General features: G+C 43.7%; 27 protein-coding genes. 15 read left to right on the forward strand and 12 right to left on the reverse strand.

Features of this window, described 5'->3' with window-relative positions:
• Positions 1–21: 21 nt before the first annotated feature.
• A complete protein-coding gene (gene lptG, locus OCV30_RS13515; RefSeq protein WP_012604850.1) occupies positions 22–1,092 on the reverse strand; it encodes an LPS export ABC transporter permease LptG in 1,071 nt (356 codons plus the stop codon).
• Positions 1,093–1,095: 3 nt separating this feature from the next.
• Positions 1,096–2,196 carry an LPS export ABC transporter permease LptF gene (gene lptF, locus OCV30_RS13520; protein ID WP_009847716.1) on the reverse strand — a complete coding sequence of 367 codons (1,101 nt, stop codon included), beginning with the start codon at positions 2,194–2,196 and terminating at the stop codon, positions 1,096–1,098.
• Positions 2,197–2,387: 191 nt separating this feature from the next.
• On the opposite strand from lptF, the gene pepA reads away from it, so the two are divergent.
• The 5 genes from pepA to OCV30_RS13545 all read left to right on the forward strand — a co-directional run bounded on the left by pepA (position 2,388) and on the right by OCV30_RS13545 (position 8,617).
• Entirely contained in the window at positions 2,388–3,908 is a 1,521-nt protein-coding gene (gene pepA / locus OCV30_RS13525) for a leucyl aminopeptidase (protein WP_017097529.1), read from the forward strand.
• Positions 3,909–4,007: 99 nt separating this feature from the next.
• Complete coding sequence (locus OCV30_RS13530) at positions 4,008–4,457, forward strand: DNA polymerase III subunit chi (RefSeq protein ID WP_065679689.1); 450 nt, start codon at positions 4,008–4,010, stop codon at positions 4,455–4,457.
• A 103-nt stretch (positions 4,458–4,560) separates the two neighbouring features.
• Positions 4,561–7,449, forward strand: a complete 2,889-nt coding sequence (locus OCV30_RS13535; RefSeq protein WP_065679690.1) for a valine--tRNA ligase — start codon at positions 4,561–4,563, stop codon at positions 7,447–7,449.
• A 220-nt stretch (positions 7,450–7,669) separates the two neighbouring features.
• Positions 7,670–8,074, forward strand: coding sequence for a DUF2061 domain-containing protein (locus OCV30_RS13540; RefSeq protein WP_065679691.1), 405 nt, complete (start codon positions 7,670–7,672; stop codon positions 8,072–8,074).
• 48 nt (positions 8,075–8,122) lie between these two features.
• Positions 8,123–8,617, forward strand: a complete 495-nt coding sequence (locus tag OCV30_RS13545) for a GNAT family N-acetyltransferase (RefSeq protein WP_065679692.1) — start codon at positions 8,123–8,125, stop codon at positions 8,615–8,617.
• A gap of 94 nt (positions 8,618–8,711) precedes the next feature.
• Here the strand turns inward: OCV30_RS13545 and OCV30_RS13550 are convergent, their stop codons facing one another.
• On the reverse strand, positions 8,712–9,509 hold the full coding sequence (locus OCV30_RS13550; RefSeq protein ID WP_065679693.1) for a glycosyl hydrolase 2 galactose-binding domain-containing protein: 798 nt from the start codon (positions 9,507–9,509) through the stop codon (positions 8,712–8,714).
• 124 nt (positions 9,510–9,633) lie between these two features.
• Entirely contained in the window at positions 9,634–10,050 is a 417-nt protein-coding gene (rraB, locus tag OCV30_RS13555) for a ribonuclease E inhibitor RraB (RefSeq protein ID WP_004735324.1), read from the reverse strand.
• Between the two features lie 577 nt (positions 10,051–10,627).
• Here rraB and arcA point away from each other — a divergent pair.
• The 5 genes from arcA (at position 10,628) to OCV30_RS13580 (ending at position 15,226) form a co-directional block, all read left to right on the forward strand.
• Entirely contained in the window at positions 10,628–11,848 is a 1,221-nt protein-coding gene (gene arcA / locus OCV30_RS13560; RefSeq protein ID WP_009847726.1) for an arginine deiminase, read from the forward strand.
• A 156-nt stretch (positions 11,849–12,004) separates the two neighbouring features.
• Positions 12,005–13,009 (forward strand): ornithine carbamoyltransferase, encoded by a 1,005-nt coding sequence (locus tag OCV30_RS13565; protein WP_065679694.1) that lies wholly within the window; start codon positions 12,005–12,007, stop codon positions 13,007–13,009.
• Positions 13,010–13,296: 287 nt separating this feature from the next.
• On the forward strand, positions 13,297–14,226 hold the full coding sequence (gene pyrB / locus OCV30_RS13570; protein ID WP_009847728.1) for an aspartate carbamoyltransferase: 930 nt from the start codon (positions 13,297–13,299) through the stop codon (positions 14,224–14,226).
• A 12-nt stretch (positions 14,227–14,238) separates the two neighbouring features.
• Positions 14,239–14,700: an aspartate carbamoyltransferase regulatory subunit gene (pyrI, locus tag OCV30_RS13575; protein ID WP_004735320.1), complete on the forward strand. Its 462-nt coding sequence runs from the start codon at positions 14,239–14,241 to the stop codon at positions 14,698–14,700.
• A gap of 136 nt (positions 14,701–14,836) precedes the next feature.
• On the forward strand, positions 14,837–15,226 hold the full coding sequence (locus tag OCV30_RS13580; RefSeq protein ID WP_009847729.1) for a RidA family protein: 390 nt from the start codon (positions 14,837–14,839) through the stop codon (positions 15,224–15,226).
• Positions 15,227–15,349: 123 nt separating this feature from the next.
• Here OCV30_RS13580 and OCV30_RS13585 read toward each other — a convergent pair whose 3' ends face one another.
• The 8 genes from OCV30_RS13585 to mlaF form a co-directional block, all read right to left on the reverse strand.
• Positions 15,350–16,075 carry a 1-acylglycerol-3-phosphate O-acyltransferase gene (locus OCV30_RS13585; protein ID WP_048659263.1) on the reverse strand — a complete coding sequence of 242 codons (726 nt, stop codon included), beginning with the start codon at positions 16,073–16,075 and terminating at the stop codon, positions 15,350–15,352.
• 152 nt (positions 16,076–16,227) lie between these two features.
• Positions 16,228–17,493: a UDP-N-acetylglucosamine 1-carboxyvinyltransferase gene (gene murA / locus OCV30_RS13590; protein WP_065679695.1), complete on the reverse strand. Its 1,266-nt coding sequence runs from the start codon at positions 17,491–17,493 to the stop codon at positions 16,228–16,230.
• Positions 17,494–17,501: 8 nt separating this feature from the next.
• Entirely contained in the window at positions 17,502–17,756 is a 255-nt protein-coding gene (ibaG, locus tag OCV30_RS13595; RefSeq protein WP_004738686.1) for a BolA family iron metabolism protein IbaG, read from the reverse strand.
• Between the two features lie 13 nt (positions 17,757–17,769).
• Positions 17,770–18,078 (reverse strand): STAS domain-containing protein, encoded by a 309-nt coding sequence (locus OCV30_RS13600; protein ID WP_004735315.1) that lies wholly within the window; start codon positions 18,076–18,078, stop codon positions 17,770–17,772.
• The gene (locus tag OCV30_RS13605) at positions 18,078–18,737 is read right to left on the reverse strand and encodes an MlaC/ttg2D family ABC transporter substrate-binding protein (protein WP_065679696.1); all 660 of its coding nucleotides are present in this window, start codon (positions 18,735–18,737) and stop codon (positions 18,078–18,080) included. Before OCV30_RS13605 ends, OCV30_RS13600 begins: the two co-directional genes overlap by 1 nt.
• Before the next feature lie 4 nt (positions 18,738–18,741).
• Entirely contained in the window at positions 18,742–19,233 is a 492-nt protein-coding gene (gene mlaD / locus OCV30_RS13610; protein ID WP_009847732.1) for an outer membrane lipid asymmetry maintenance protein MlaD, read from the reverse strand.
• A gap of 2 nt (positions 19,234–19,235) precedes the next feature.
• Entirely contained in the window at positions 19,236–20,015 is a 780-nt protein-coding gene (gene mlaE, locus OCV30_RS13615; protein ID WP_009847733.1) for a lipid asymmetry maintenance ABC transporter permease subunit MlaE, read from the reverse strand.
• Complete coding sequence (mlaF, locus tag OCV30_RS13620; protein WP_009847734.1) at positions 20,005–20,811, reverse strand: phospholipid ABC transporter ATP-binding protein MlaF; 807 nt, start codon at positions 20,809–20,811, stop codon at positions 20,005–20,007. The genes mlaE and mlaF overlap by 11 nt, the downstream gene beginning before the upstream one ends.
• Positions 20,812–21,074: 263 nt before the next feature.
• Between mlaF and OCV30_RS13625 the strand changes: the two genes are divergently transcribed.
• The 5 genes from OCV30_RS13625 to lptA are packed head-to-tail and all read left to right on the forward strand — an operon-like array spanning position 21,075 to position 24,638.
• Entirely contained in the window at positions 21,075–22,040 is a 966-nt protein-coding gene (locus OCV30_RS13625; RefSeq protein WP_009847735.1) for a calcium/sodium antiporter, read from the forward strand.
• A 34-nt stretch (positions 22,041–22,074) separates the two neighbouring features.
• The gene (kdsD, locus tag OCV30_RS13630) at positions 22,075–23,046 is read left to right on the forward strand and encodes an arabinose-5-phosphate isomerase KdsD (protein ID WP_065679697.1); all 972 of its coding nucleotides are present in this window, start codon (positions 22,075–22,077) and stop codon (positions 23,044–23,046) included.
• Positions 23,046–23,603 (forward strand): 3-deoxy-manno-octulosonate-8-phosphatase KdsC, encoded by a 558-nt coding sequence (kdsC, locus tag OCV30_RS13635; RefSeq protein ID WP_009847737.1) that lies wholly within the window; start codon positions 23,046–23,048, stop codon positions 23,601–23,603. Before kdsD ends, kdsC begins: the two co-directional genes overlap by 1 nt.
• Positions 23,600–24,163: an LPS export ABC transporter periplasmic protein LptC gene (gene lptC / locus OCV30_RS13640; RefSeq protein ID WP_065679698.1), complete on the forward strand. Its 564-nt coding sequence runs from the start codon at positions 23,600–23,602 to the stop codon at positions 24,161–24,163. Before kdsC ends, lptC begins: the two co-directional genes overlap by 4 nt.
• Positions 24,144–24,638: a lipopolysaccharide transport periplasmic protein LptA gene (lptA, locus tag OCV30_RS13645; RefSeq protein ID WP_009847739.1), complete on the forward strand. Its 495-nt coding sequence runs from the start codon at positions 24,144–24,146 to the stop codon at positions 24,636–24,638. The genes lptC and lptA overlap by 20 nt, the downstream gene beginning before the upstream one ends.

Below are 24,638 nucleotides of genomic sequence, written 5' to 3' on the forward strand. Positions count from 1 at the left end.
GTTATGCCTTCCTTTTTCTATTTACAGTTTCCGCCTCAAGAGCATGATGGCAATTCCGAAGAACACCACGCTAGGGGCTATCGCACCAAAGGCAGGTGGTATTTGATAAACCAAGCTGATTGGCCCAAAGAACTCACTGGATATATAGAAAGTAAAGCCAGCAATCACACCAGAGAGAATCCTTGCTCCCATGGTCACGCTACGTAAAGGACCAAAGATAAACGACAATGCCATCAACATCATCACCGCTATCGAAATAGGTTGAGTAATCTTCCTCCACAAAGCTAGCTCATAACGTGCTGCATCTTGCTCTGATGCTTTGAGATAAGAAACATAATCATACAAGCCACTTAACGAAAGCTCTTCCGGTTTCACCGTCACTATCGCGAGTTTGTCTGGAGCTAACGATGTTTCCCAAGAGAAAGTCGGTAAACTCTCTTTAGTGACCTGAATTTCATTCTCAAAAGAGGTGACCTCAACATCGCGCATTGTCCAAACGTTGTCTCCAACGTAATCGACTTCTTTTGAGTATATGGCCGTTTTCAGAGCCTTGTTCTCATCATAGCGCCACATGTTCAAACCATAGAGCTTATCATCGTCTATTTTAACAATGAAAATGAAGTCATTGGCATCTCGAGCCCAAACACCGCTTTGAGTAGAGATAATACTACCACCAGCAACCGAGATGGTTCTTAAGTCACGAGCCATCTTCTGCGCTTGCGGAGCTCCCCACTGCCCAAGTAATGTCACTATCACCATTAACGGAATCGCAGTCTTAAGTACCGATAAACCAATATCTAACTTAGAGAAACCCGCGGCTTGCATAACCACAAGCTCAGAACTCGCAGCAAGCATACCAAGCCCAATCAATGCACCAAGCAATGCCGCCATTGGGAAGAACATTTCGATATCACGAGGAATACTCAATAAAACGAAATACAACGCTTGTAATAGATCGTATGTACCACGACCGACCTTCCGCAATTGCTCAACGTACTTGATAATTCCAGAGAGACCGACAAACGTCACCAATACCAGTGACGTGGTCGCGATGATGGTTCTGCCTATATATAAATCGAGAATCTTAAACACGGCTTAAGCCAACCTCTTATTCTTGAATTTTTCTTTCAAACGCCTAACAGGCACACTATCCATAAAGTTGGCACCAATCGCGACAAACAATAATAATGCATTGATTGGCCACATGCCTATTGCAGCAGGAATGTCCCCTTCTTCAATTGAAGATTTGGTTGCACTGATTGCCAAGAAGTAAGTCAAATAAATCAGGATTGCCGGACCTATTTTTGCAAAACGACCTTGTCGTGGATTAACGGCTGACAGCGGTACAACGAGCATAGTCAACAATGGGATACACAACACCAGTGACATGCGCCACTGCAATTCAGCCTTGGCACGATTATCTTGATTTCCAATAAGATCAATAGTTGGAATCGCTTCCCACTCTCGACCTTTCTTCTCTACTTCACGCTGACCAATTAAGCCTTCATACTCTTCAAAGTGCGTCACTCTATAATCAAGGCGAGAAGGCACTCCTTCATGACGAGTACCATCGTACATCACAATAACTTGGCGGCCATCGCTCAATTCTTTTACGTCTCCCGACTTAGAGAACATCACACTAGGAAGCACTGAGTCACGAGGTCGCATTTGAGAAACGAACACATTGTCTAATTGATTACCATCGATACCCTCTATAAACACAACTGAAGAACCATCGGGAGTCCTTGCAAATTTGCCTTTGGGTAGTAAATCGACGCTGTTCTCTGCAGCTACTTCCTCATACATTTGTTCTACTTTATCTTGTGACCACGGAGACAGCCAAAAGGAGTTAAAAGCAGCGACAGTTGCGGTAATCAACGCCAGATAAAGTGCTGATTGGATGAGGAATTTATTGCCAATACCCGTAGCATTCATCACCACAATCTCACTTTCGGCATAAAGGCGGCCAAAAGTCAGCAAAATGCCAATATAGATACTAAGTGGAAGCATCAAGAGCCCCATCGCTGGCATATTTAGACCCACGATCGATAATACAAGGCTTGCTGGAATATCACCATCAGAGGCGTCGGCTAAAACACTGATGAACTTTTGGCTGAGAAACACGAGAAAGAGAACAAAAAATATCGCAAATTGGCTCTTGATTGTCTCTCGGATCAAATATCTAACAATAATCACGCTCAAATTACCTATACAAAACTTGTTTTTTTGATTGAATCACTATAATTTCCCGTTGAACCTTTTATTTTTTAAATTTTTAGCTAAGTGTTAACGTTCTTCTTTAAGGTCAGTTCCATTATAGGATCCAACAAGTAAGAACCCATTATCCAACATTTAGTTCGATTTGTCTTCAGGATGTAGGAGTACGCATGGAGTTCAGTGTAAAAAGTGGCAGCCCAGAGAAACAGCGCAGCGCATGTATCGTTGTCGGTGTATTCGAACCGCGCCGCCTTTCTCCAGTAGCCGAGCAGTTAGATAAGATTAGCGATGGCTATATTAGTTCACTGCTTCGTCGCGGTGATCTAGAGGGTAAACCTGGCCAGATGCTACTACTGCATCAAGTACCTGGTGTACTTTCAGAACGTGTTCTGCTTGTAGGCTGCGGTAAAGAACGTGAGCTAGGCGAGCGTCAATATAAAGAAATTATCCAAAAAACCATCAGCACACTAAACGAAACGGGTTCTATGGAAGCAGTATGTTTCCTGACTGAACTGCACGTTAAAGGTCGTGATACTTACTGGAAAGTTCGCCAAGCAGTAGAAGCGACTAAAGATGGCCTTTACACTTTTGATCAATTCAAGAGTAATAAACCAGAGACTCGTCGTCCACTACGTAAACTGGTATTCAACGTACCAACTCGTCGTGAATTGAGCCTTGGTGAGAAAGCAATCTCTCACGGTCTTGCGATAGCTTCAGGTGTGAAAGCGTCTAAAGATCTAGGCAACATGCCACCTAACATCGCAAATCCTGCTTACCTTGCTTCTCAAGCTCGTCGCTTGGCCGATGATTACGAGACAGTGAAAACTAAGATCATTGGCGAAGAAGAGATGGAAAAGCTGGGTATGACTTCATACTTAGCGGTAGGCCGTGGTTCTAAGAACGAATCTATGATGTCTATCATGGAATATAAAGGTGCTGCTGACCCAGATGCAAAACCGATTGTTCTAGTCGGTAAAGGTCTTACTTTCGATTCAGGCGGTATTTCGCTTAAGCCTGGTGAAGGTATGGATGAGATGAAGTACGACATGTGTGGTGCGGCTTCTGTATTCGGTACAATGAAGGCACTAGCTAAACTGAACCTACCGATTAATGTAGTTGGTATCCTAGCAGGTTGTGAAAACATGCCAGGCAGCAATGCTTACCGTCCAGGTGATATCCTAACGACCATGTCAGGCCAAACAGTTGAAGTGTTAAACACGGATGCTGAAGGTCGCTTGGTTCTATGTGATGCGCTTACTTACGTTGAACGCTTTGAACCAGACTGTGTTGTCGATGTAGCAACACTCACTGGCGCGTGTGTGATGGCGTTAGGTCACCACATCAGTGCTGTACTGTCTAATCACAACCCACTATCTCACGAGTTAGTGAATGCTTCTGAGCAAGCAAGTGACAGAGCATGGCGCATGCCAATGGCCGATGAATACCATGAGCAACTAACGAGTCCATTTGCAGATATGGCAAATATCGGTGGCCGACCTGCTGGTACAATCACAGCAGCATGTTTCTTATCTAAATTTGCTAAAAAGTACCACTGGGCACACATTGACAGTGCCGGCACAGCTTGGAAGTCAGGCGCAGCGAAAGGCTCGACAGGTCGTCCTGTCTCAATGCTAGTCCAATTCTTATTGAACCGCAGCGGCCATGAGACTGAAGAGCAATCTTCAAAATAATAGAAAGGGCCTACGGGCCCTTTTTTAATAAGCGTTATTTGCTAGCTCCTGTTGACCAAGTATGATTGGTTTCCACGATTCCAAGTTCGAGTATTCAGTATGCAGACTGCCACATTTTACATTGTGTCTTCAGACAGCCCACAAGCCGGCGAAGAGGGTTTTGCTCACTACGTGTTGTTTCTTGCTCAGCATTTTGCAAAACAAGGCGCTAAACTTTATCTCAACTGTAACGATAAAGTTCATGCTGAGCGTATCGCTGAAGTTTTTTGGCAGGTAGAGCCTACTGGATTTATCGCGCACAACTTGGTTGGCGAAGGTCCAAAATATTCAACGAATATTGAGATAGGCCATCAAGGAGTCAAACCTAATTGGAACCGCCAATTGGTAATAAATCTGGCCGATAATCATACAACCTTTGCGAACGCCTTTGCTCAGGTGATAGACTTCGTTCCTTGCGAAGAAAAAGCTAAGCAACTCGCTCGAGAAAGGTATAAAATTTACCGTCAGGCTGGATATCAGCTACAAACTATCGAGATTCAACATCCATAGTCAAACCTCATAGTTAAAGCTATCTTTGGATTTAGATTCAAGAAGCTTCACTTATGAAGTTTGACCACGATTAACCATTCACAGTATCCGTTATAAGAGCACTATGGAAAAGACATACAACCCAACATCAATCGAACAAGCTCTGTATAAGACTTGGGAAGAGAAAGGCTACTTTAAGCCACACGGTGACACATCAAAAGAAGCTTACAGCATCATGATCCCGCCACCGAACGTCACTGGTAGCCTACACATGGGTCACGCGTTCCAAGATACGATCATGGATACACTTATCCGTGCTCAACGTATGAAAGGCAAAAACACGCTTTGGCAAGTGGGTACTGACCACGCTGGTATCGCAACTCAAATGGTTGTTGAGCGTAAGATCGCTGCTGAAGAAGGCAAAACAAAACACGACTACGGCCGTGAAGCTTTCATCGACAAGATCTGGGAATGGAAAGGCGAATCAGGTGGCACGATCACTCAACAACTTCGTCGTCTTGGTGCATCTGTAGACTGGGATCGTGAGCGATTCACTATGGATGACGGCCTATCAGCTGCGACTCAAGAAGTATTTGTTCGCCTATACGAAGAAGACCTAATCTATCGTGGTAAGCGTCTAGTAAACTGGGATCCTAAACTGCACACTGCAATTTCTGATCTTGAAGTTGAAAACAAAGACAAAAAAGGTTTCATGTGGCACTTCCGCTACCCACTAGCGAATGGTGTTAAAACCGCTGATGGCAAAGACTACATTGTCGTTGCAACTACACGTCCTGAAACCATGCTTGGTGATACAGGCGTTGCAGTTAACCCTGAAGATCCTCGCTACAAAGATCTTATCGGCAAAGAAATCCTGCTTCCTATCGTAAATCGTCTTATCCCTATCGTAGGTGATGAGCACGCTGACATGGATAAAGGCACGGGTTGTGTGAAAATCACGCCAGCTCATGACTTTAACGATTACGAAGTGGGCAAGCGCCATAGCCTACCAATGATCAACATCCTAACGTTCAACGGTGATATCCGTGATGCGGCTGAAATCTTCACAACGAACGGTGAAGAAAGCGATGTGTACTCAACAGAGCTTCCAGAAAAATACCAAGGTATGGAGCGCTTTGCAGCTCGTCGTGCAACGGTTGCTGAATTTGAAGAGCTAGGCCTACTTGAAGAGATCAAAGATCACGATCTAACCGTTCCTTACGGTGACCGTGGTGGTGTGGTTATCGAACCAATGCTGACTGACCAATGGTACGTGCGTACAGCGCCTCTTGCTGCTCCTGCTGTTAAAGCCGTTGAAGATGGTGAGATCCAATTCGTACCTAAGCAATACGAAAACATGTACTTCGCGTGGATGCGTGACGTGCAAGACTGGTGTATCTCTCGTCAACTTTGGTGGGGCCACCGTATCCCAGCATGGTACGACAACGATGGTAAAGTTTACGTAGGTCGCACTGAAGAAGAAGTTCGTGAAAAGAACAACCTTTCACCGGTAATTGTTCTTAAGCAAGACAACGACGTTCTTGATACATGGTTCTCTTCTGCACTTTGGACGTTCGGCACACAAGGCTGGCCTGAAGATACTGAAGCAATGAAAACATTCCACCCATCAGAAGTACTAGTATCTGGTTTTGATATTATCTTCTTCTGGGTTGCTCGTATGATCATGATGACCATGCACTTCGTGAAAGACGAAGACGGCAAGGCTCAAGTACCTTTCAAAACAGTTTACATGACGGGCCTTATCCGTGATGAAAACGGCGACAAGATGTCTAAATCGAAAGGTAACGTACTTGACCCTATCGATATGATTGACGGCATCGGCCTTGAAGAGCTAGTAGAAAAGCGTTGTGGCAACATGATGCAACCTAAACTGGCTGCTAAGATCGAAAAAGCAACACGTAAGACTTTCGAAGATGGTATCGAACCATACGGTACTGATGCACTGCGTTTCACTCTTGCTGCTATGGCTTCAACTGGCCGTGACATCAACTGGGACATGAAGCGTCTTGAAGGTTACCGTAACTTCTGTAACAAGCTATGGAACGCAAGCCGTTACGTACTGATGAACACAGAAGAGCACGATTGTGGCATGTCACTGTCTGTTGAAGACCGTGCAAACATGGAATTCTCTCTAGCAGACAAGTGGATTGAATCTCAGTTTGAAGTTGCAGCGAAAGAATTTAACGCTCATCTAGACAACTACCGTCTAGACATGGCAGCAAACACGCTTTACGAATTCATCTGGAACCAATTCTGTGACTGGTACCTAGAGCTAACTAAACCTGTTCTTTGGAAGGGTACTGAAGCTCAACAACAAGCGACTCGTTACACGCTTATCACGGTTCTAGAGAAGACTCTGCGTCTTGCACACCCTGTTCTTCCTTACATCACTGAATCTATCTGGCAAAGCGTTATTCCGCTGATCGACGGCGTTGAAGGCCCTGATGCAGAAGAAAGAACAATCATGACTCAAGCGCTTCCTCAGTTTAATGAAGCTAACTTCAATGCTGAGATCGTTGACGATATCGAGTGGGTTAAAACTTTCATCACTGCTATCCGTAACCTACGTGCGGAATACGACATCGCCCCAAGCCAAGGCTTAGAAGTAATGATCAAAGTCGCTGATGAGAAAGATGCAGCTCGTATCGAAGCAAACAAGATCGTTCTTACTTCTCTAGCTAAGCTAGACGATATTAAAGTTCTAGCAGACGGCGAAGCGACTCCAGCTTGTGCAACCAAACTGGTTGGCAAATCTGAGCTGATGATCCCAATGGCGGGTCTTATCGACAAAGATGCTGAGCTTGCTCGTCTAGATAAAGAAGTAGCGAAGACTCACGGTGAGATTAAGCGTATCGAAGGTAAACTAGGTAACGAAGGCTTCGTTGCTAAAGCACCTGAAGCGGTTATCGCGAAAGAGCGTGAAAAGCTTGAAGGCTACCAAGAAACTCTTGTTAAGCTTGAAGAGCAAAAAGCGACAATCGCTGCTCTTTAAAACTGAATGAACGAGGAGGTTTCGAACCTTCCGCTCTAGACAAAAAGGTTGGCCTTCATGGTCAGCCTTTTTTTGTGCCCTAAGTTCCAGTCCAATCAGCCTCACTCCAGCTTATTGATAGCTTTTGCCTATCAAAACAATCTTAACTTCCCATTAGATTTAATGATAATAATTCTCAATAATAGTTCTATCGAAACAACACAACGACTGAGTAATTATCATGAAAAAGACACTAACCTTTGCTGCATTACATTTTACTATCGCATTTAGTGTCGCTTACATACTAACTGGCGACATCTTAATTGGTAGCTTAATCGCTATGATTGAGCCTTCTGTGAATACCGTCGCCTTCTATTTTCATGAAAAGGCGTGGGCTCAAGTTCCAGCGCTTAAAGCTCGTCAGTGGATGACAAAGTTAAAAACAGCAAGCTTCGCTACTATCCACTTTAGTGTTGCCTTTACCGTTATCTATTTATTGACGGGCGACGCCTTTGTTGGTGGTGTGATGGCAACGTTAGAACCCGCTTTGAATACTGTGGCTTACTATTTCCATGAGAAGGTGTGGTTACGAAAAGCAGAAAGCAAAGCAGCACAACCACTGTTTTGTTTGCACCAACATGCTTAATCACAATATATTGGGTCACTGATGAGTAACCCATTTTATAGGCAGAACATGGAACAGATTGCTAACATCACCATTCGCTCAATTGAATTAGAAGATAATCCAAGCATTGTTAACGTGATTCGCCAAGTCTCTTATGAAAACGGGCTAACTGAAGATAAAGGTTATGGTGTGGCTGATCCCACCTTAGAAGACATGTTCAGTGTTTATAACAATGAAAGATCTCAATATTGGGTGATTGAACTTGATGGAAAGGTTGTTGGTGGTGGTGGATTTGCACCACTAGCAGGTATGCCAGAAGTCTGTGAACTGCAAAAGATGTACTTCTTGCCAGAAACCAGAGGCAAAGGCTTAGCGAAGAAGTTGGTTAATATGTCGATGGAGAAAGCTAAGGAACTGGGTTATCAACATATGTATCTAGAAACGACCGAATGCCTTAATGCAGCCGTTAAACTTTACGAAAAATTGGGCTTTGAACACCTTGATTCAGCTTGGGGAGAAACAGGCCATGACGCTTGTGAGGTTGTCATGGCCAAAACGCTATAATGTGTTTTTGAAATAGGGTTAGCGTTGGCAGTTCATTAGATGGCAAGCGAGTGAGCAAATTGATTCATTACGTAACGGGCTAATTGAATAACCGCTAGTTACGCAAAAAGTTACTCACGCAAGAGGCTGGATTCAAGGCTACAAAAGAACTCTCTTTTTGCCCATCGAGTTCCACTTCTAACTGATATAAATGCTTAGGATTGGGCTTCTCAAGGTTAAATACCAGTGGAGCCTCAACCTGAAACACAACACCCGTATGTTCTGCTCGCACATCAATCGGCATCACGAGAGTCATACCATTAAACTTGATTGATGCAGATATTAACCCCGGCTTTAGCGTTTGATAGATAACATCTACTTTAAACTCACACCCACCACCGTGATGCCAGATTTGCTCGGTGACAACTTGCTCAAGCTTGACGTTACGAACGAACTGCAGATATGGCGCTTGCCAGATTCCGATCCGAGAATCAGATTTAGCGACAACCTGTGAAGATACAGAGTCATCCATATCCTCTTCAAGCAACAGGCTCTCCTCTTCTTCAAGGAAAAGGATCTCAAAACGATTTCGACCAGGCTGCATATAAGGACGGATGTCTTTGCGATATTCAGCTTCGCTGCCATCACAGTCAAATACGGCAACGCCATTGAGTCGCACTTCTGCAAAGTAGTCAACGCCTGCGACGACTAGCTCAACAAATGGGCATGCCAACATGGCATCATCCACTTCGATGTCATGCATCAGGTGCCATTCTTGCTCTGCGATTTCCTCTTCACTCAAGCTATTAGGGAGCTTTGAGCTTAATGGAGCAGGAAAGGTAATGTCATCTTGTGGGATAGAGAGATCCGTCAGTGGCGAAATTTGCCAAAGACCATCGAGAGGTAGCTGCATGTCATTCCTTGAGCTAGATCAATTTTGACCGCATTATAATGAATGAATGCATATAAAGACATTTATTTTTCTGAGGACAAAAAAATGCCAGCTCAAGGCTGGCATTCTTTAAAACTGGGAGAGATTACTCTTCGTCTTCATCATCTTCGTCAGGGTAGATAGCATCTTCACCTTCGTAGTAAGTGCCCCAACCGTCGTAGATAATGTCAAACTTCTCTGCAAGATTTACAAGCTTTTCAACTTGCTCATCAATCGCTTCTGCGTTCAGAGTACACTGCATCGTTGCATCACAACAAAGTAGCTTGTTGCCATCTTCGTCTTCTGTCTCTTCAGCTTCAAGCACTTCAAAGCCCATTTTGAATGCTTCAACAACGGCTTTCTCAAGTACTGCGAAATCTTCAGCGAATAGGTGATGCTCGATATCGTATAGAGCTTCAGGATCGCTACCATCTTCGATTAGTGCTTCAATGATATCGCGAGTCTCGCCTTTTTGAAATTCAATTAATTCCGCTACTGATAGATATTCATCTTCGTGAGACATGTGTCTGCTCCAGAGTGTTGACTATGAAAAGATCAAATTTGATTGCCACGAAATATGGCACGGATCGTCTAGAAAAGCCACCTAGATCAGGTGTAGAAGAGCAAGTTTATCGCTAGATAACAGAAGGGATATCAATTAAAAAGTGAAATCAAAATCACAGAAACAAATTTTCAACATATTATTAACTACCGTGTGTTTTAGCATTTCATTTTTATTGTTACTTTTAGCCTTACTCCTTCAAAATTGAGTGGTTAGTCATATCAGATGCATACTGCCGATCACTTCATCGATGCATAAAACCTCACTTATAAGTAAGTAACTGCATAAATTTTGAATGAAAAATCACGTTCACCAAGCAAAGTGGATTATCAAATCACTGAAATTAGAGCATAGATCCGCAAAAAGTTTGTTCCAGAACTCAGCCTTTCAGTTGGATTTTAATATCGACAATCCCAAACAACTCAGCATTTAAAACCAAAAATATCAAAATAACATAACCTTTACACAAGTTTCAAAACTTGCATATTACGAACAAGCTTGTCATAAATAGACGCTGGATTAATAGTAAGGATGCAAAATGAGTAAGCTGTACGTTGGCTCCGAAGTCGGTCAATTAAGACGAGTTCTCCTAAATAGGCCTGAAAGGGCACTCACCCACCTCACCCCTTCTAACTGTCATGAGCTACTCTTTGATGATGTACTTGCAGTAGAAGCAGCAGGTGAAGAACACGATGCCTTTGCGACAACACTTCGTAACCAAGACGTTGAAGTGTTATTACTGCATGACCTACTGGTTGAGACACTCGCTGTAGCACAAGCTCGTGAGTGGCTGCTTAATACTCAAATCTCTGATTTCCGTTACGGCCCTACATTCGCACGTGATTTAAGAGAGTACCTTGCTCAAATGGACAATGAGCACTTGGCTACGATCCTACTTGGTGGTTTAGCCTACTCTGAGCTTCCTATTAAATCTTCTTCAATGCTACCGAAGATGCACCGCCCACTTGATTTCGTTATTGAGCCGCTGCCTAACCATCTATTTACCCGTGATACTTCTTGCTGGGTTTATGGCGGTGTCTCTCTTAACCCTATGATGATGCCTGCTCGTCAACGAGAAACGAATCACTTGCGAGCAATATATCGCTGGCACCCTGTATTCGCGGGGCAAGATTTCATTAAGTACTTCGGTGATGAAGATCTTCATTACGACAACGCCAATATTGAAGGTGGTGATGTACTGGTAATCGGTAAAGGCGCTGTTCTTATCGGTATTTCAGAGCGTACCAAGCCACAAGGTGTCGAAAACCTAGCTGCGAGTTTATTCAAGTCAGGTCAAGCTAAAGAAGTGATTGCGATTGATTTACCGAAGCACCGCTCTTGTATGCACCTTGATACGGTAATGACACACATGGATATCGACACATTCTCAGTCTATCCAGAGATCGTTCGTAAAGACCTAGATACTTGGCGCTTAACGCCAAAAGAAAATGGCGAAATGCGAGTAGAGAAAGCTGAAAACTACCTAACAGCGATTGAAGGCGCACTGGATCTCGATCAACTGAAGATCATCACAACCGGTGGTGATAACTACGAAGCTGAACGTGAGCAGTGGAATGACGCTAACAACGTACTGACGGTGAAACCGGGTACGGTTATCGGTTATGAGCGTAATGTTTACACCAATGAAAAATACGACAAAGCAGGTATCGAAGTTCTGACGATTCCGGGCAATGAGCTAGGTCGTGGCCGAGGTGGCGCTCGCTGTATGAGTTGTCCTATCGAAAGAGACGGTATCTAAGCCACAAAACTCAATAAAGCGAATACACTAACTTATCTAGGCCAGTACCATTGTACTGGCCTTTTTTATCAAATTAATAAAATAAATATTCACAAATACAGCATTTTTATGTTTAACTGAGTTCTTCATTGATTCTATATACGCAAGGAGCGAGAGATGGCCTTTAATCTTCGCAATCGTAACTTTCTAAAACTTCTCGACTTTACTCCTAAAGAGATTCAGTTTTTACTCGACCTGTCTGCCGACCTTAAAAAAGCTAAGTATGCAGGTACAGAGCAGAAAAAGCTTAGCGGTAAAAACATCGCTTTGATCTTTGAAAAAGCATCAACTCGAACTCGATGTGCCTTTGAGGTAGCTGCTTTTGATCAAGGCGCTCAAGTCTCTTATTTAGGCCCTTCTGGTTCTCAGATTGGTCAGAAAGAATCAATGAAAGATACGGCGCGTGTATTAGGTCGTATGTACGATGGCATTGAATACCGAGGGTTTGGCCAAAGTATTGTCGAAGATCTAGGCGCTTATGCCGGTGTTCCGGTTTGGAATGGCCTAACCGATGAGTTCCATCCAACTCAGATCTTGGCTGATTTCCTCACTATGCTTGAGCATGGTCGCGGTAAACATCTGCACCAAATCAGCTTTGCTTATCTTGGTGATGCACGTAATAACATGGGGAACTCTCTGTTAGTGGGTGCCGCGAAAATGGGCATGGATATCCGCCTTGTTGCGCCAAAAGCATTTTGGCCAGAAGAGCACCTTGTCGAAGAGTGCCAAACTATTGCGCAAAATACAGGTGCAAAGATCACGCTAACAGAAGACGTTGCTGAAGGTGTTAAAGGTTGTGATTTCCTTTACACCGATGTTTGGGTTTCTATGGGTGAAGCGCCCGAAGCTTGGGACGAACGTGTGGCTGTAATGACGCCTTACCAAGTGAATATGGATGTCATTAAGCTCACAGGTAACCCTCAAGTGAAGTTCATGCATTGCCTACCAGCTTTCCACAACAATGAAACCGTGATCGGCCAGCAAGTCGCAGACAAATATGGAATGAACGGTTTGGAAGTAACAGACGAAGTATTTGAGTCCGACTACTCAATTGTGTTTGATGAAGCAGAGAATCGCATGCACACCATCAAAGCAATCATGGTCGCGACACTTGGCCAATAGAGAATAATGAAAGTAAACAAAAGCTTGATGTAATCGCTTGCGCTCACAAATTGAAAGCGTATAATTCTCGGCAATTTGTCTGAGAGTAGTGAAAATGACGCCAAGCAATGTTGTGATAAAACATAATGATATTGTGAAAACACATAATAAAATTGTGAAGACACCAAATATTGCTCGCAAGCTAGCATGCTTGCCAGGCCGTCTATTCTGCTTTTCAGCACTTTTTTAAAGCCTCCCATTATAGGGGGCTTTTTTATGGCCAATACATTATTGTGGGGAAGAAGATCATGGCGAATTCGCTCTATCAAAAGCACATCATCTCAATTCCAGAGCTTTCTCGTGAAGAGCTAGAATTAATTGTTCAAACGGCAGGTCAACTTAAAGCTGAACCAAACCCAGAACTCATCAAGAACAAAGTTGTTGCAAGCTGCTTCTTCGAACCTTCAACGCGAACTCGTCTCTCTTTTGAAACGGCTATTCAGCGCATCGGTGGTGATGTGATTGGTTTCGATAGCGGTGGTAACACGTCACTGGCGAAGAAAGGCGAAACGCTAGCAGACTCAGTGCAGGTTATTTCTTCATACGTTGATGCTTACGTAATGCGCCACCCTCAAGAAGGCGCAGCGCGTCTAGCTTCTGAGTTCTCTAACGGTGTACCTGTTATTAACGCGGGCGACGGAGCAAACCAACACCCAACACAAACGTTATTAGACCTGTTCTCTATCGCCGAAACTCAAGGCCGCCTCGACAACCTTAACGTTGCATTCGTTGGTGACCTTAAGTACGGCCGTACAGTTCACTCGTTGACTCAAGCACTAGCTAAATTCGACAACATCTGTTTCTACTTCGTTGCTCCAGAAGCACTGGCGATGCCTGACTACATTTGTGAAGAGCTTGATGAAGCGGGTATTAAGTACCAACTGCTGACAGACATGGAAGATGTGATTCCAGAGTTGGATGTTCTGTACATGACTCGAGTTCAAAAAGAACGTTTTGATGAATCGGAATACGCGCACATCAAATCAGCGTACATCCTGACGGCTCCGATGTTGGAAAATGCACGTGATAACCTAAAGGTTCTTCACCCTCTTCCTCGTGTTGATGAAATTACGATTGATGTCGATAAAACGCCTTACGCTTACTACTTCCAGCAAGCTGAGAACGGTGTTTACGCGCGTGAAGCATTGCTAGCCCTTGTTCTTAACGAAACGCTGTAGAGGAGAGATATCATGTCTAAAGAGACTCAATTAAAAGTTGAAGCAATCAAGAACGGAACGGTTATCGACCATATCCCAGCCAACATCGGGATCAAGGTGCTCAAACTGTTCGACATGCATAACTCTAATCAGCGAGTAACGATTGGCCTAAACCTGCCATCTTCTGCTCTAGGCGGTAAAGACTTACTCAAGATAGAGAATGTGTTTATCACTGAAGAACAGGCGAGCAAGTTAGCACTTTACGCGCCTCATGCGACCGTAAACCAAATCGAAGATTACGAAGTGGTTAAGAAGCTACCACTAGAACTTCCTGAGCAAATCAACGATGTGTTCGAGTGTCCAAACACCAACTGTATTACTCACAATGAACCCGTTGAAAGCAGCTTTAAGATCTTTGAAAAGAAAGAAGATATTCGATTGAAGTGTAAATACTGCGAAAAAGTCTTCTCTCGTGAGATCGTGACAGAAAGATAACGTCATACGGCAACACCGATCGAACGCAAAAACTATTCAATACCTCGCCTGTGCGGGGTATTTTGATCTTTACCTATCCAAAGTTTGAAGGCACACTGAAAATTGATTTTTATCCAATAACTGATGGAATAAACCAATGACTAAAGTACTTCACACAGAATCTGCTCCAGCTGCAATCGGCCCATACGTACAAGGCGTTGACCTTGGCAACATGGTACTGACTTCTGGTCAAATCCCAGTAAACCCAGCAACTGGTGAAGTATCTGCTGATATCGCAGTGCAAGCTCGCCAGTCTCTAGACAACGTTCAAGCGGTTGTTGAAGCTTCTGGCCTGACTGTAAAAGACATCGTAAAGCTAACGGTATTCGTTAAAGACCTAAACGACTTCGGCACAGTAAACGAAGTTTACGGTAAGTTCTTTGATGAGCACGGTGTTGCAAACTACCCTGCACGCTCATGTGTTGAAGTAGCGCGTCTGCCAAAAGATGTAGGTATCGAGATCGAAGCTATTGCAGTTCGCAAATAGATTTTAATCTCTAGAATAAACGGTTTCTAGTAAACAAGTTGGCATAAAGCTGAGCGTTTATCAGATACAAAAAAGGTTGCCCTGTCGGCAACCTTTTTATTGTTCATCGTTTCGCTTAGATGATTACTTCTTATTAAGCTCAACTACTTCTTTGTCTAACTCTTCAAGCTTCGCAGCCATCTGCTCACGAGCTAGGTTAGCCAGTTGACGAACATTAGACTTATCGTAATCTTCAGTACTGATTGGTGGCAGCATTTCAACAATCACATGACCATTGTTCCAACGGTTCAGCTTCACGCCACCTGTTGAGCTACACACGATAGGAATAATAGGTAAGCCAGCGCCAATCGCAGCATGGAACGCACCCGTTTTGAATGGCAACAAACCACGACCACGAGAGCGAGTCCCCTCAGGGAACATCCATACTGAAACATCACTCTCTTTTAGACTAGTCACGACCTGATCAATCGTACCTACTGCTTTGCTGCGGTTAGCACGGTCGATTAGGATATTACCCGTCAGCCAATACAGCTGACCAAAAAGAGGCATCCACACTAGGCTTTTCTTACCAACCGTCACAACTTTTGGCGTTACTGCTGATGAAATCGTAAATAGATCCCAGCTGTTTTGGTGGTTTGCCACATAAACATGTTGGCCGCGAGAGTAGGCATCTTCTGGGATACGAAGCTCTAACTTCATGCCAAAGATTTTCGACATGCGACCGAAATAACGGCCAAAGGTAAATACGTGTTTCGGGTTACGTGGACTCAATAGACAGTAACCACAACCAAATACAAACATAAGAATCGCAAATATCGCTACCGCGAAAATACGTAATATTGCTATCATTTTGTTCCTCACCAACCGCAAAGCTCATCCATCTATTCGCACAACAATGGGCAATAGACTCACTTGCGGTAAATACAACTATAAAAAAGCCGAAACCAAGGTTCCGACTTTTATGTTTTCATCTTACTGATTCATGAATCCACTAACCTAAGTTAGTTCGACTCACTAAATCGTGTAATGTTTGCGCCTAAGGCTGACAGTTTATCTTCAATCTTATCGTAGCCACGATCGATGTGATAAATACGGTCAACGATGGTTTCACCTTGAGCGATACAACCAGCAATAACAAGGCTCGCAGATGCACGAAGATCCGTTGCCATTACTTGAGCACCACTCAATTTATCCGTGTCACCACAGATAGCCGTGTTACCTTCGATCTCGGCTTTTGCTCCCATTCGCTGTAGTTCAGGAATGTGCATAAAGCGGTTTTCAAAGATAGTCTCAGTGATAACACCACTGCCCTTCGCCATCATGTTAAGCAGGGTAAACTGTGCTTGCATGTCGGTTGGGAAGCCTGGGTGAGGTGCCGTTACGATTTTCACCGCTTTCAAATCACGATCAGTCATATCAAGGCTGATCCAACCTTCGCCCGTTTCAACCTTCGCTCCCGCTTCTTCAAGCTTCGCTAATGCAGCTTCAAGAAGATGAGCGTTGGTGTTGCGACAAACCACTTTACCGCCAGAAACCGCAGCAGCAACCAGGAAGGTGCCCGTTTCAATACGGTCTGCAACCACAGAGTGTTGGCCACCACCAAGACGTTCAACGCCTTCGATAGTAATCGTATCTGTACCTGCGCCAGAAATTTTAGCACCTAGTTTGTTTAGGAAATCAGCCGTATCAACAATCTCAGGCTCACGCGCTGAGTTATCTAACACAGTTGTACCTTCCGCTAGCGTTGCTGCACACATGATAGTAATGGTGGCACCCACACTTACTTTATCCATCACGATGTGCGCGCCTTTCAAACGGCCGTCAACACTTGCTTTTACATAACCATCTTCCAACTTAATAGTCGCACCTAGTTGCTCTAGGCCATGGATATGTAAATCAACAGGTCGAGCACCAATTGCACAACCGCCCGGAAGTGACACTTGGCCTTCACCAAAACGAGCGACTAAAGGACCTAAAGCCCAGATAGAAGCGCGCATTGTTTTTACTAAATCGTAAGGTGCACAAAATTCATTAATTTCGCTGCCATCAACATGAACACTACCGTTGCGTGATACTTTTGCGCCTAAACGCTTAAGCAATTCCATCGTAGTATCGATGTCACGTAGGTGAGGAACATTACTCACTTCAACCGGCTCTTCAGCTAGAATTGAAGCAAATAGGATTGGTAGGGCTGCATTTTTTGCGCCTGAGATCGTCACTTCACCGCTTAGCGGCTTATCCGATCCAATAACTCGAAACTTTTCCATCATAAACCTTAAAGTGACATCAGTTTCTTATCACGTTCCCACTCTTCCGGCGTGAAAGCCTTAATAGAAAGAGCATGGATATCATTGCGTTGAATGTATTCCATTAGTGGGCCGTAGATTAGTTGCTGCTTCTTAACTCGATTCATGCCGTCAAAACATGGATCAACCGCAACAACTTCGTAATGACTGCCTTCACCCTTCACGATAATTTCCTGAAGGTTCAGAGCCTCTGCTAATAATTCTTGTACTTTTGTGCTGTCCACAAATAGCTCCTGCCTAATTTTTTATGTGTTCTGCCATCATTGGCTGGATATTGCTCAATTGGAACAACGTTCGTAATTGTTCTGGCACGAAACTGAGCATTATATGACAGTTTTGATTTTTTGCATGCTCTAATAAGTGAATTAGCATCACCATTCCGGCTGAATCGACTCGATTTATATGGCTAAGGTCAATTTCAACGCTCGATTCCGTCGTTTGCCACTTTTCCAATATACGCCAGATTGCAGGTACACTATCTCGATCTATATCACCAAGAAGTTGATATTCTTTAGAGCTTAGCGCTTGCCATTGAGAATGGCTCATTATTTATTACTCTCAAAACGAATCGGTTGAGAAGCCAGTTTCTCGAGTTCGTCAGCTACTTGTAAGATGCCTTCTTGACGAATCTTAGTGTTCCACTCAGACTTCTTACTTGATAGCAGGCTTATACCTTCGGCAACCATATCAAATGCCTTCCACTCACCTGACTTCTTATCTTTGCGCAGTTTAAACTCAAGGTTAATGTTTGGTCGAGGCGTATCAATGATATCAACCTTAATACTGGTAATACGGCTATCTGTTTTAATTGTTGGTTCTGGACCAAATTTAATCGTCTGCTCTGTATATTGAGTTAACACTTGAGCATAAGAAGAAACGAGATATTTACGAAATGCATCAATAAATACGCGCACGTCTCCTCTATCAGCACCTTTCAAGTTTGGACCTAGCAGTTTAAGAGCCGCATATTGAGCATTAACATAGGGCATCAACTCTTCTTCCACAATGACCTTCAATAACTCAGGATCTTGCTGGATATTCTCTTGCTCACTCTTCAAACGATCAAATGCCACTTCAGCAACTTGCGTCATCATCTGATAAGGCTGAGTGCGATCAATCGATTCTGAAGCAAGAACTTGAGTCGACATCAGCAAAGCAACCGCAGTTATAAACCATTTTTTCAATAGGCTATTCGTCTTTAACATGAGCCTACTCCTTAGCTTCGCTATTATCAGAGCCACCGACGCTATACAGCACTTGACCAATCAAATCTTCTAATACTAATGCCGACTTGGTGTCTTCGATAGAATCACCATCAACCAACATCTCTTCATCTTCAAAGATGAAGCCTGGAACTAAGCTGATGTACTGCTCACCGATCAAGCCCGACGTTAAGATTTGAGCACTAGAGGTATCAGGAAATTGTGAGTACTTCGCATCAATAGACAGTTCAACCACAGGAAGGTAGCTCTCAGTATCAAGTTCAATACTTTGAACTCGACCAACAACCACGCCACCCACCTTCACCGGTGAACGAACCTTTAGGCTGCCAATATTGTCAAAGGTCGCTTTTAGGTTATAAGTATGGTTTGAACCTATGCCTTTTACGTCAGCGACTTGAAAGATCATGATTAAGATTGCGCAAATTCCGGCAATAACAAAGGTGCCGACCCATAATTCTAATTTTCGAGTTTGTTGCATGATTAATTCCCAAACATCAATGCGGTAAGAACAAAATCTAGCCCTAATACCGCTAGAGAAGAGTGTACTACTGTGCGTGTGGTTGCCTGACTAATACCTTCGGATGTCGGTACTGCATCATAACCATTAAAAAGTGCGATCCAAGTTACGGTGATAGCGAAGACCATGCATTTGATCATACTGTTACCAATATCACGGCCAAGCTCAACGGAAGACTGCATCGCAGACCAGAAACTGCCGTGGTCAATACCCTTCCAATCCACACCGACTAACTGAGCACCCCAAATCCCGACCGCCATAAAAATCATAGCGAGCAGTGGCATAGAAATAAGGCCGGCCCAGAGACGTGGCGCAATAATGCGTTTAAGAGGATCAACCGCCATCATCTCAAGGCTAGAGATCTGTTCCGTTGCTTTCATTAAGCCGATCTCAGCCGTTAATGCTGAACCCGCACGGCCAGCAAACAGAAGTGCTGTCACCACAGGGCCCAATTCCCGTAACAACGAGAGCGCGACCATTTGCCCAAGGTTACCCTCTGCGCCATAGTCGATTAATACGACATAGCCCTGCAGACTGAGTACCATGCCAATAAACAAGCCCGAAACTAAAATGATAGCCAATGACTGAACGCCAACGCTATAAAATTGTTTAACTAATAGAGGGAAATTTTTTAGTTTCGGGATGCCAAACAAAGCCCCAAATAGCATTAGGCTTGCTCGACCAAATGACTCACAGATCGCAAGTGCGCGCTTACCGACACCCGCAATAGTTTTAGCAATCATATTCAAACAAATCCTTTTCTAAGCTATTTGCAGGAAACCTAAATGGCACAGGGCCATCCGATTCACCTTGCAAAAATTGCTGCACTCTTGGGTCGCTGTTGTTGTACAACTCATCAGGAGAACCTGCAGCAATAATTTTCCCATCAGCCATCAAATAAACCCAATCAGCAATGCTCATCACCTCAGGGACATCATGAGAAACGACAATAGAGGTTAAACCCAAGGCTTGATTGAGGTTACGAATCAACTCAACCAAAACACCCATGGTGATTGGATCTTGGCCAACAAAAGGCTCATCATACATAATAAGTTCTGGGTCCAATGCGATCGCACGGGCCAACGCCGCTCGTCTCGCCATACCACCAGACAACTCACTCGGCATTAATTGCGCCGCGCCTCGCAACCCTACCGCCTCAAGCTTAAGCAATACAATGGTACGAATGAATTTTTCGTTAAGTTCAGTGTGCTCTCGCAAAGGAAACGCCACATTATCAAAGACATTTAGATCCGTGAAAAGTGCCCCCGATTGGAAAAGCATGCTCATTTTCTTACGTGCTTGATATAGCTTTCGACGTGGCAATGCAGGGATGTTGTCGCCATCAAACCAAATTTCACCTTCATCTGGTGGTAATTGTCCACCAATCAGACGTAATAAGGTTGTTTTACCGATCCCTGACGGCCCCATGATCGCGGTTATTTTTCCTTGAGGAACTTCTAAACTGATGTCATCAAAGATAATTCGTTCACCGCGTGAGAAGCTGAGATTCTTAACTTTCACAAGCTCAGTGTTCAACATACTTTTGTTGTTTCCTTGCTTTAAAAACGCCAATTATAGCTGCAATAATAATGAGTCTACTTTAGAATTAAAAGCGCTGTTCAATTAATTATTAAAAACAGAAAACAAAGGCAGGGATTTGAAAGCATTGAGAAATTCATTCCTCAACAACATTTCTTTACCACTAACTAGCAATTAATTTGTCGAGTGACTTCCCTTTTATCTAGCAACAAGTCAAAATTAGCGGTTAATTCTCCGTTTTTTATTAATTTTTAGGAATCATCATGCTTGAAGCGATTGCGTTTCTTATTATCGGTCTAGGTTTTTTGGTGTGGAGTGCAGATAAGCTGGTCTACGGTGCCGCTGCTCTTGCTCGCAACTTCGGTATTTCACCACTAGTTATCGGTATGACAATCTTAGCAATGGGATCTTCAGCTCCTGAAATGATGGTTTCTGCGACAGCTGCCCTTGATGGTAAAACAGATACGGCGGTAGGTAACGTATTAGGCTCAAACATCGCTAACATCGCGCTGATTTTAGGTATTACAGCCCTTATCAAGCCATTATCGATTAGCTCTGGTGTGATTCGTCGTGAACTACCTTTAATGATAGGTGTCACTCTATTAGCGGGCGCACTGCTTTGGGATAATCACTTAGGTTTCTATGAAGGTGTGTTGTTGTTTGTTCTTTTTGCCGCTTTCTTATTTGCGATGCTGCAAATCAGCCGTAGTGAGAAAAAGAACGGTGATGCCTTTCTTGACGAACAAGAATCTGAAGTTCCTGAAGGCGTGAGCAACCCCAAAGCCGCAATGTGGGTAGTGGTTGGTCTGATTATTCTACCTCTAGCGGCCAACATGTTGGTTGATAACGCGGTTGTTATCGCGAAGTTCTTTGGTATGAGTGACCTTGTGATTGGTTTAACCATTATTGCCGTTGGCACAAGTTTACCTGAACTTGCAGCATCACTAGCCGGTGTTATGAAAGGTGAAGATGATATGGCTGTGGGTAATATCATTGGCTCAAACGTATTCAACATCCTTGCCGTAATGGGTATCCCAGGCATCCTAAACCCTTCCATCTTGAGCGAGTTTGCAATGGGTCGTGACTTCTGGGTGATGCTAGGCGTATCACTACTCCTTGTTATCATGGCACTAGGAAAATCTCGTAGCGTGAATCGTATCGAAGGCGGCGTGTTAATCGTGACGTTTGTGGCATATCAAAGTTACCTACTAATGAACATGTCAGCTTAATTGTTGATTTAACTTCCCGTACTTGGAGTATTTGATGTCTCAGCCATTTGATTATTGCAGCGTTGCAAAACAAGTTTTGGAAACCGAAGTTGCAGGTCTCACGCAATTAGACCAATATTTTAATGATGATTTTAGCAAAGCTTGCGACCTAATCCTGAACAACAAAGGCAAAGTCGTAGTGATGGGCATGGGCAAATCAGGCCACATTGGTAACAAAATAGCAGCTACACTGGCAAGCACTGGTACATCGGCTTTCTTTGTACACCCAGGTGAAGCAGCGCATGGTGATTTGGGAATGATCGAACCTGGCGATATTGTGATAGCAATATCCAACTCAGGTGAATCAGGAGAAATCCTCAGCCTATTCCCAGTATTAAAGCGTTTAAACATTAAGATTATCAGCATGACTGGCAAGCCGGCATCAAACATGGCGACTTTATCTGATATTCATTTACAGATTTCAGTACCCGAAGAAGCGTGTCCCCTAGGTTTAGCACCAACAACCAGTACTACCGCTACTTTGGTTATGGGTGATGCATTAGCCGTTGCACTTTTACAGGCAAGAGGTTTTACCGCTCAAGATTTTGCACTGTCTCATCCTGGTGGTGCTTTGGGCCGTCAACTGCTGTTGAAACTAGACGACATCATGCACACCGGTGATTCACTCCCAATTGTTGCTCCGGATGCACTAGTTCGAGATGCCCTGTTAGAGATATCTCAAAAAGGCTTGGGTATGACGGCAATCGTCGATGAAGATGGCCAAATGAAGGGCATTTTTACCGATGGTGATTTACGCCGTATCTTAGATAAACGTATTGATATTCATAGCACGCAGATCGGCGATGTAATGACACTGAACCCAACGGTAGCAGAACCAAATATGCTCGCAGTTGAGGGCTTAAATTTGATGCAAGCTAAGAGCATCAATGGCCTGATGTTGTGTGATAATGGCAAATTAGTAGGCGCTTTAAATATGCATGACTTACTGAAAGCAGGAGTAATGTAATGTCACAGGCAATTGAAACCCTTTACGGCACAGTGGATTCACGTGTATTTGCGATAGCAAAAGAGATCAAACTGCTGATTTGCGATGTCGATGGCGTATTCTCAGATGGTCGCATCTACATGGGTAATAATGGTGAAGAGTTAAAAACTTTCCATACGCGCGACGGTTACGGCATTAAATCGTTGATGAACGCGGGCGTTGAAATCGCAATCATCACTGGCCGTAAATCTCAAATTGTTGAGAATCGAATGACCGCTCTCGGTATTAAGCTAATTTATCAAGGTCAGGATGATAAAGTTAAAGCATATCAAGACATTTGCGATAAACTTTCAGTTAATCCTGAAAACACAGGTTATATCGGAGACGATTTAATCGACTGGCCTGTAATGGCAAAGGTTGGCTTGAAGGTATGTGTGGCAGACGGTCACCCATTGCTTGCACAAAGAGCCAACTACGTAACAACCATTAACGGCGGTTACGGTGCAGTACGTGAAGTCTGCGACCTTATTTTACAAGCAAGAAACGAACTCGACGTGCACAAAGGTTTAAGCATATGAGTTTTAATCGTATTATCTACTTAATACTCATCTTTATTGCCTCTTGGTCCGCCTATTACTTGTACGACAAAGAGCAAACTTCGACGATACAAGTAGATCCAAATTTAGAACTGCCCGCGTTTAGTGGCAAGAATCTTGATAATATTAGCTATGACGAAAGCGGTATTCGTAGCTATCAAGTTGAATCGACCAATCTAGAGCACTACTCCGTCGTTGGCGATACGCACTTTCAAGACCCTGTTCTTTCAGTATTCCGTGAAGGGCATACGATAGAATGGCGAGTGACCGCTGATCGCGCAATTATGGATGAAAATCAAGTCATCACTTTTTATGACAACGTTGTGGCGAAGAACCTGTTGCCAGATGCTAGTTTCGATACAATGACCACAGATAAGATGGTTGTTGAACTGACTAGCCGAGATTTTTATTCAGACACTCCGGTCCATATGATCGGTACATTTTTTGAAAATGAGGGGCAAGCAATGAAAGGGAACTTCGGTACCAACAATGCGACTCTCTTTAATTCTGTTCAGGGTAGATATGAAACTCTCACACCTTAGTTTATTGGCTTTGACCCTTGCGGCGTCTAATGTCTATGCTCTATCTTCGGATAGCGAGCAGCCTGTCTATATTGATTCAGACAGTCAGCAATTAGATATGAAAAGCAATCAAGTAACCTTTCTTGGCGATGTGAACCTTAAACAAGGTAGCATCAATATCAATGCCGATAAGGTCATTGTTACACGTAATGCCGTCAACGGTGAAATTGAAGAAATACAAGGTTTCGGAAAGCCCGCAACCTTTTCTCAACTTACTGACGATGGGAAAACACTCTATGGTGAAGCTGACGATTTACATTACCAGCTGATTGCCGATAGATTGATCATGACTAAGAACGCGATGCTATCTCAAGATGGCAGTATCATTCGTGGCTCTAAGATTACCTATCAGATCACCTCTCAAAAATTGGTTGCCGATAGTGATAGCAGTGAGCGAGTATCAACGGTTTTACAACCAGCGGAAGTGAATAAGTAA

Origin of the sequence: Vibrio atlanticus, assembly GCF_024347315.1 — a bacterium.
Classification (GTDB): Bacteria; Pseudomonadota; Gammaproteobacteria; order Enterobacterales; family Vibrionaceae; genus Vibrio; species Vibrio atlanticus.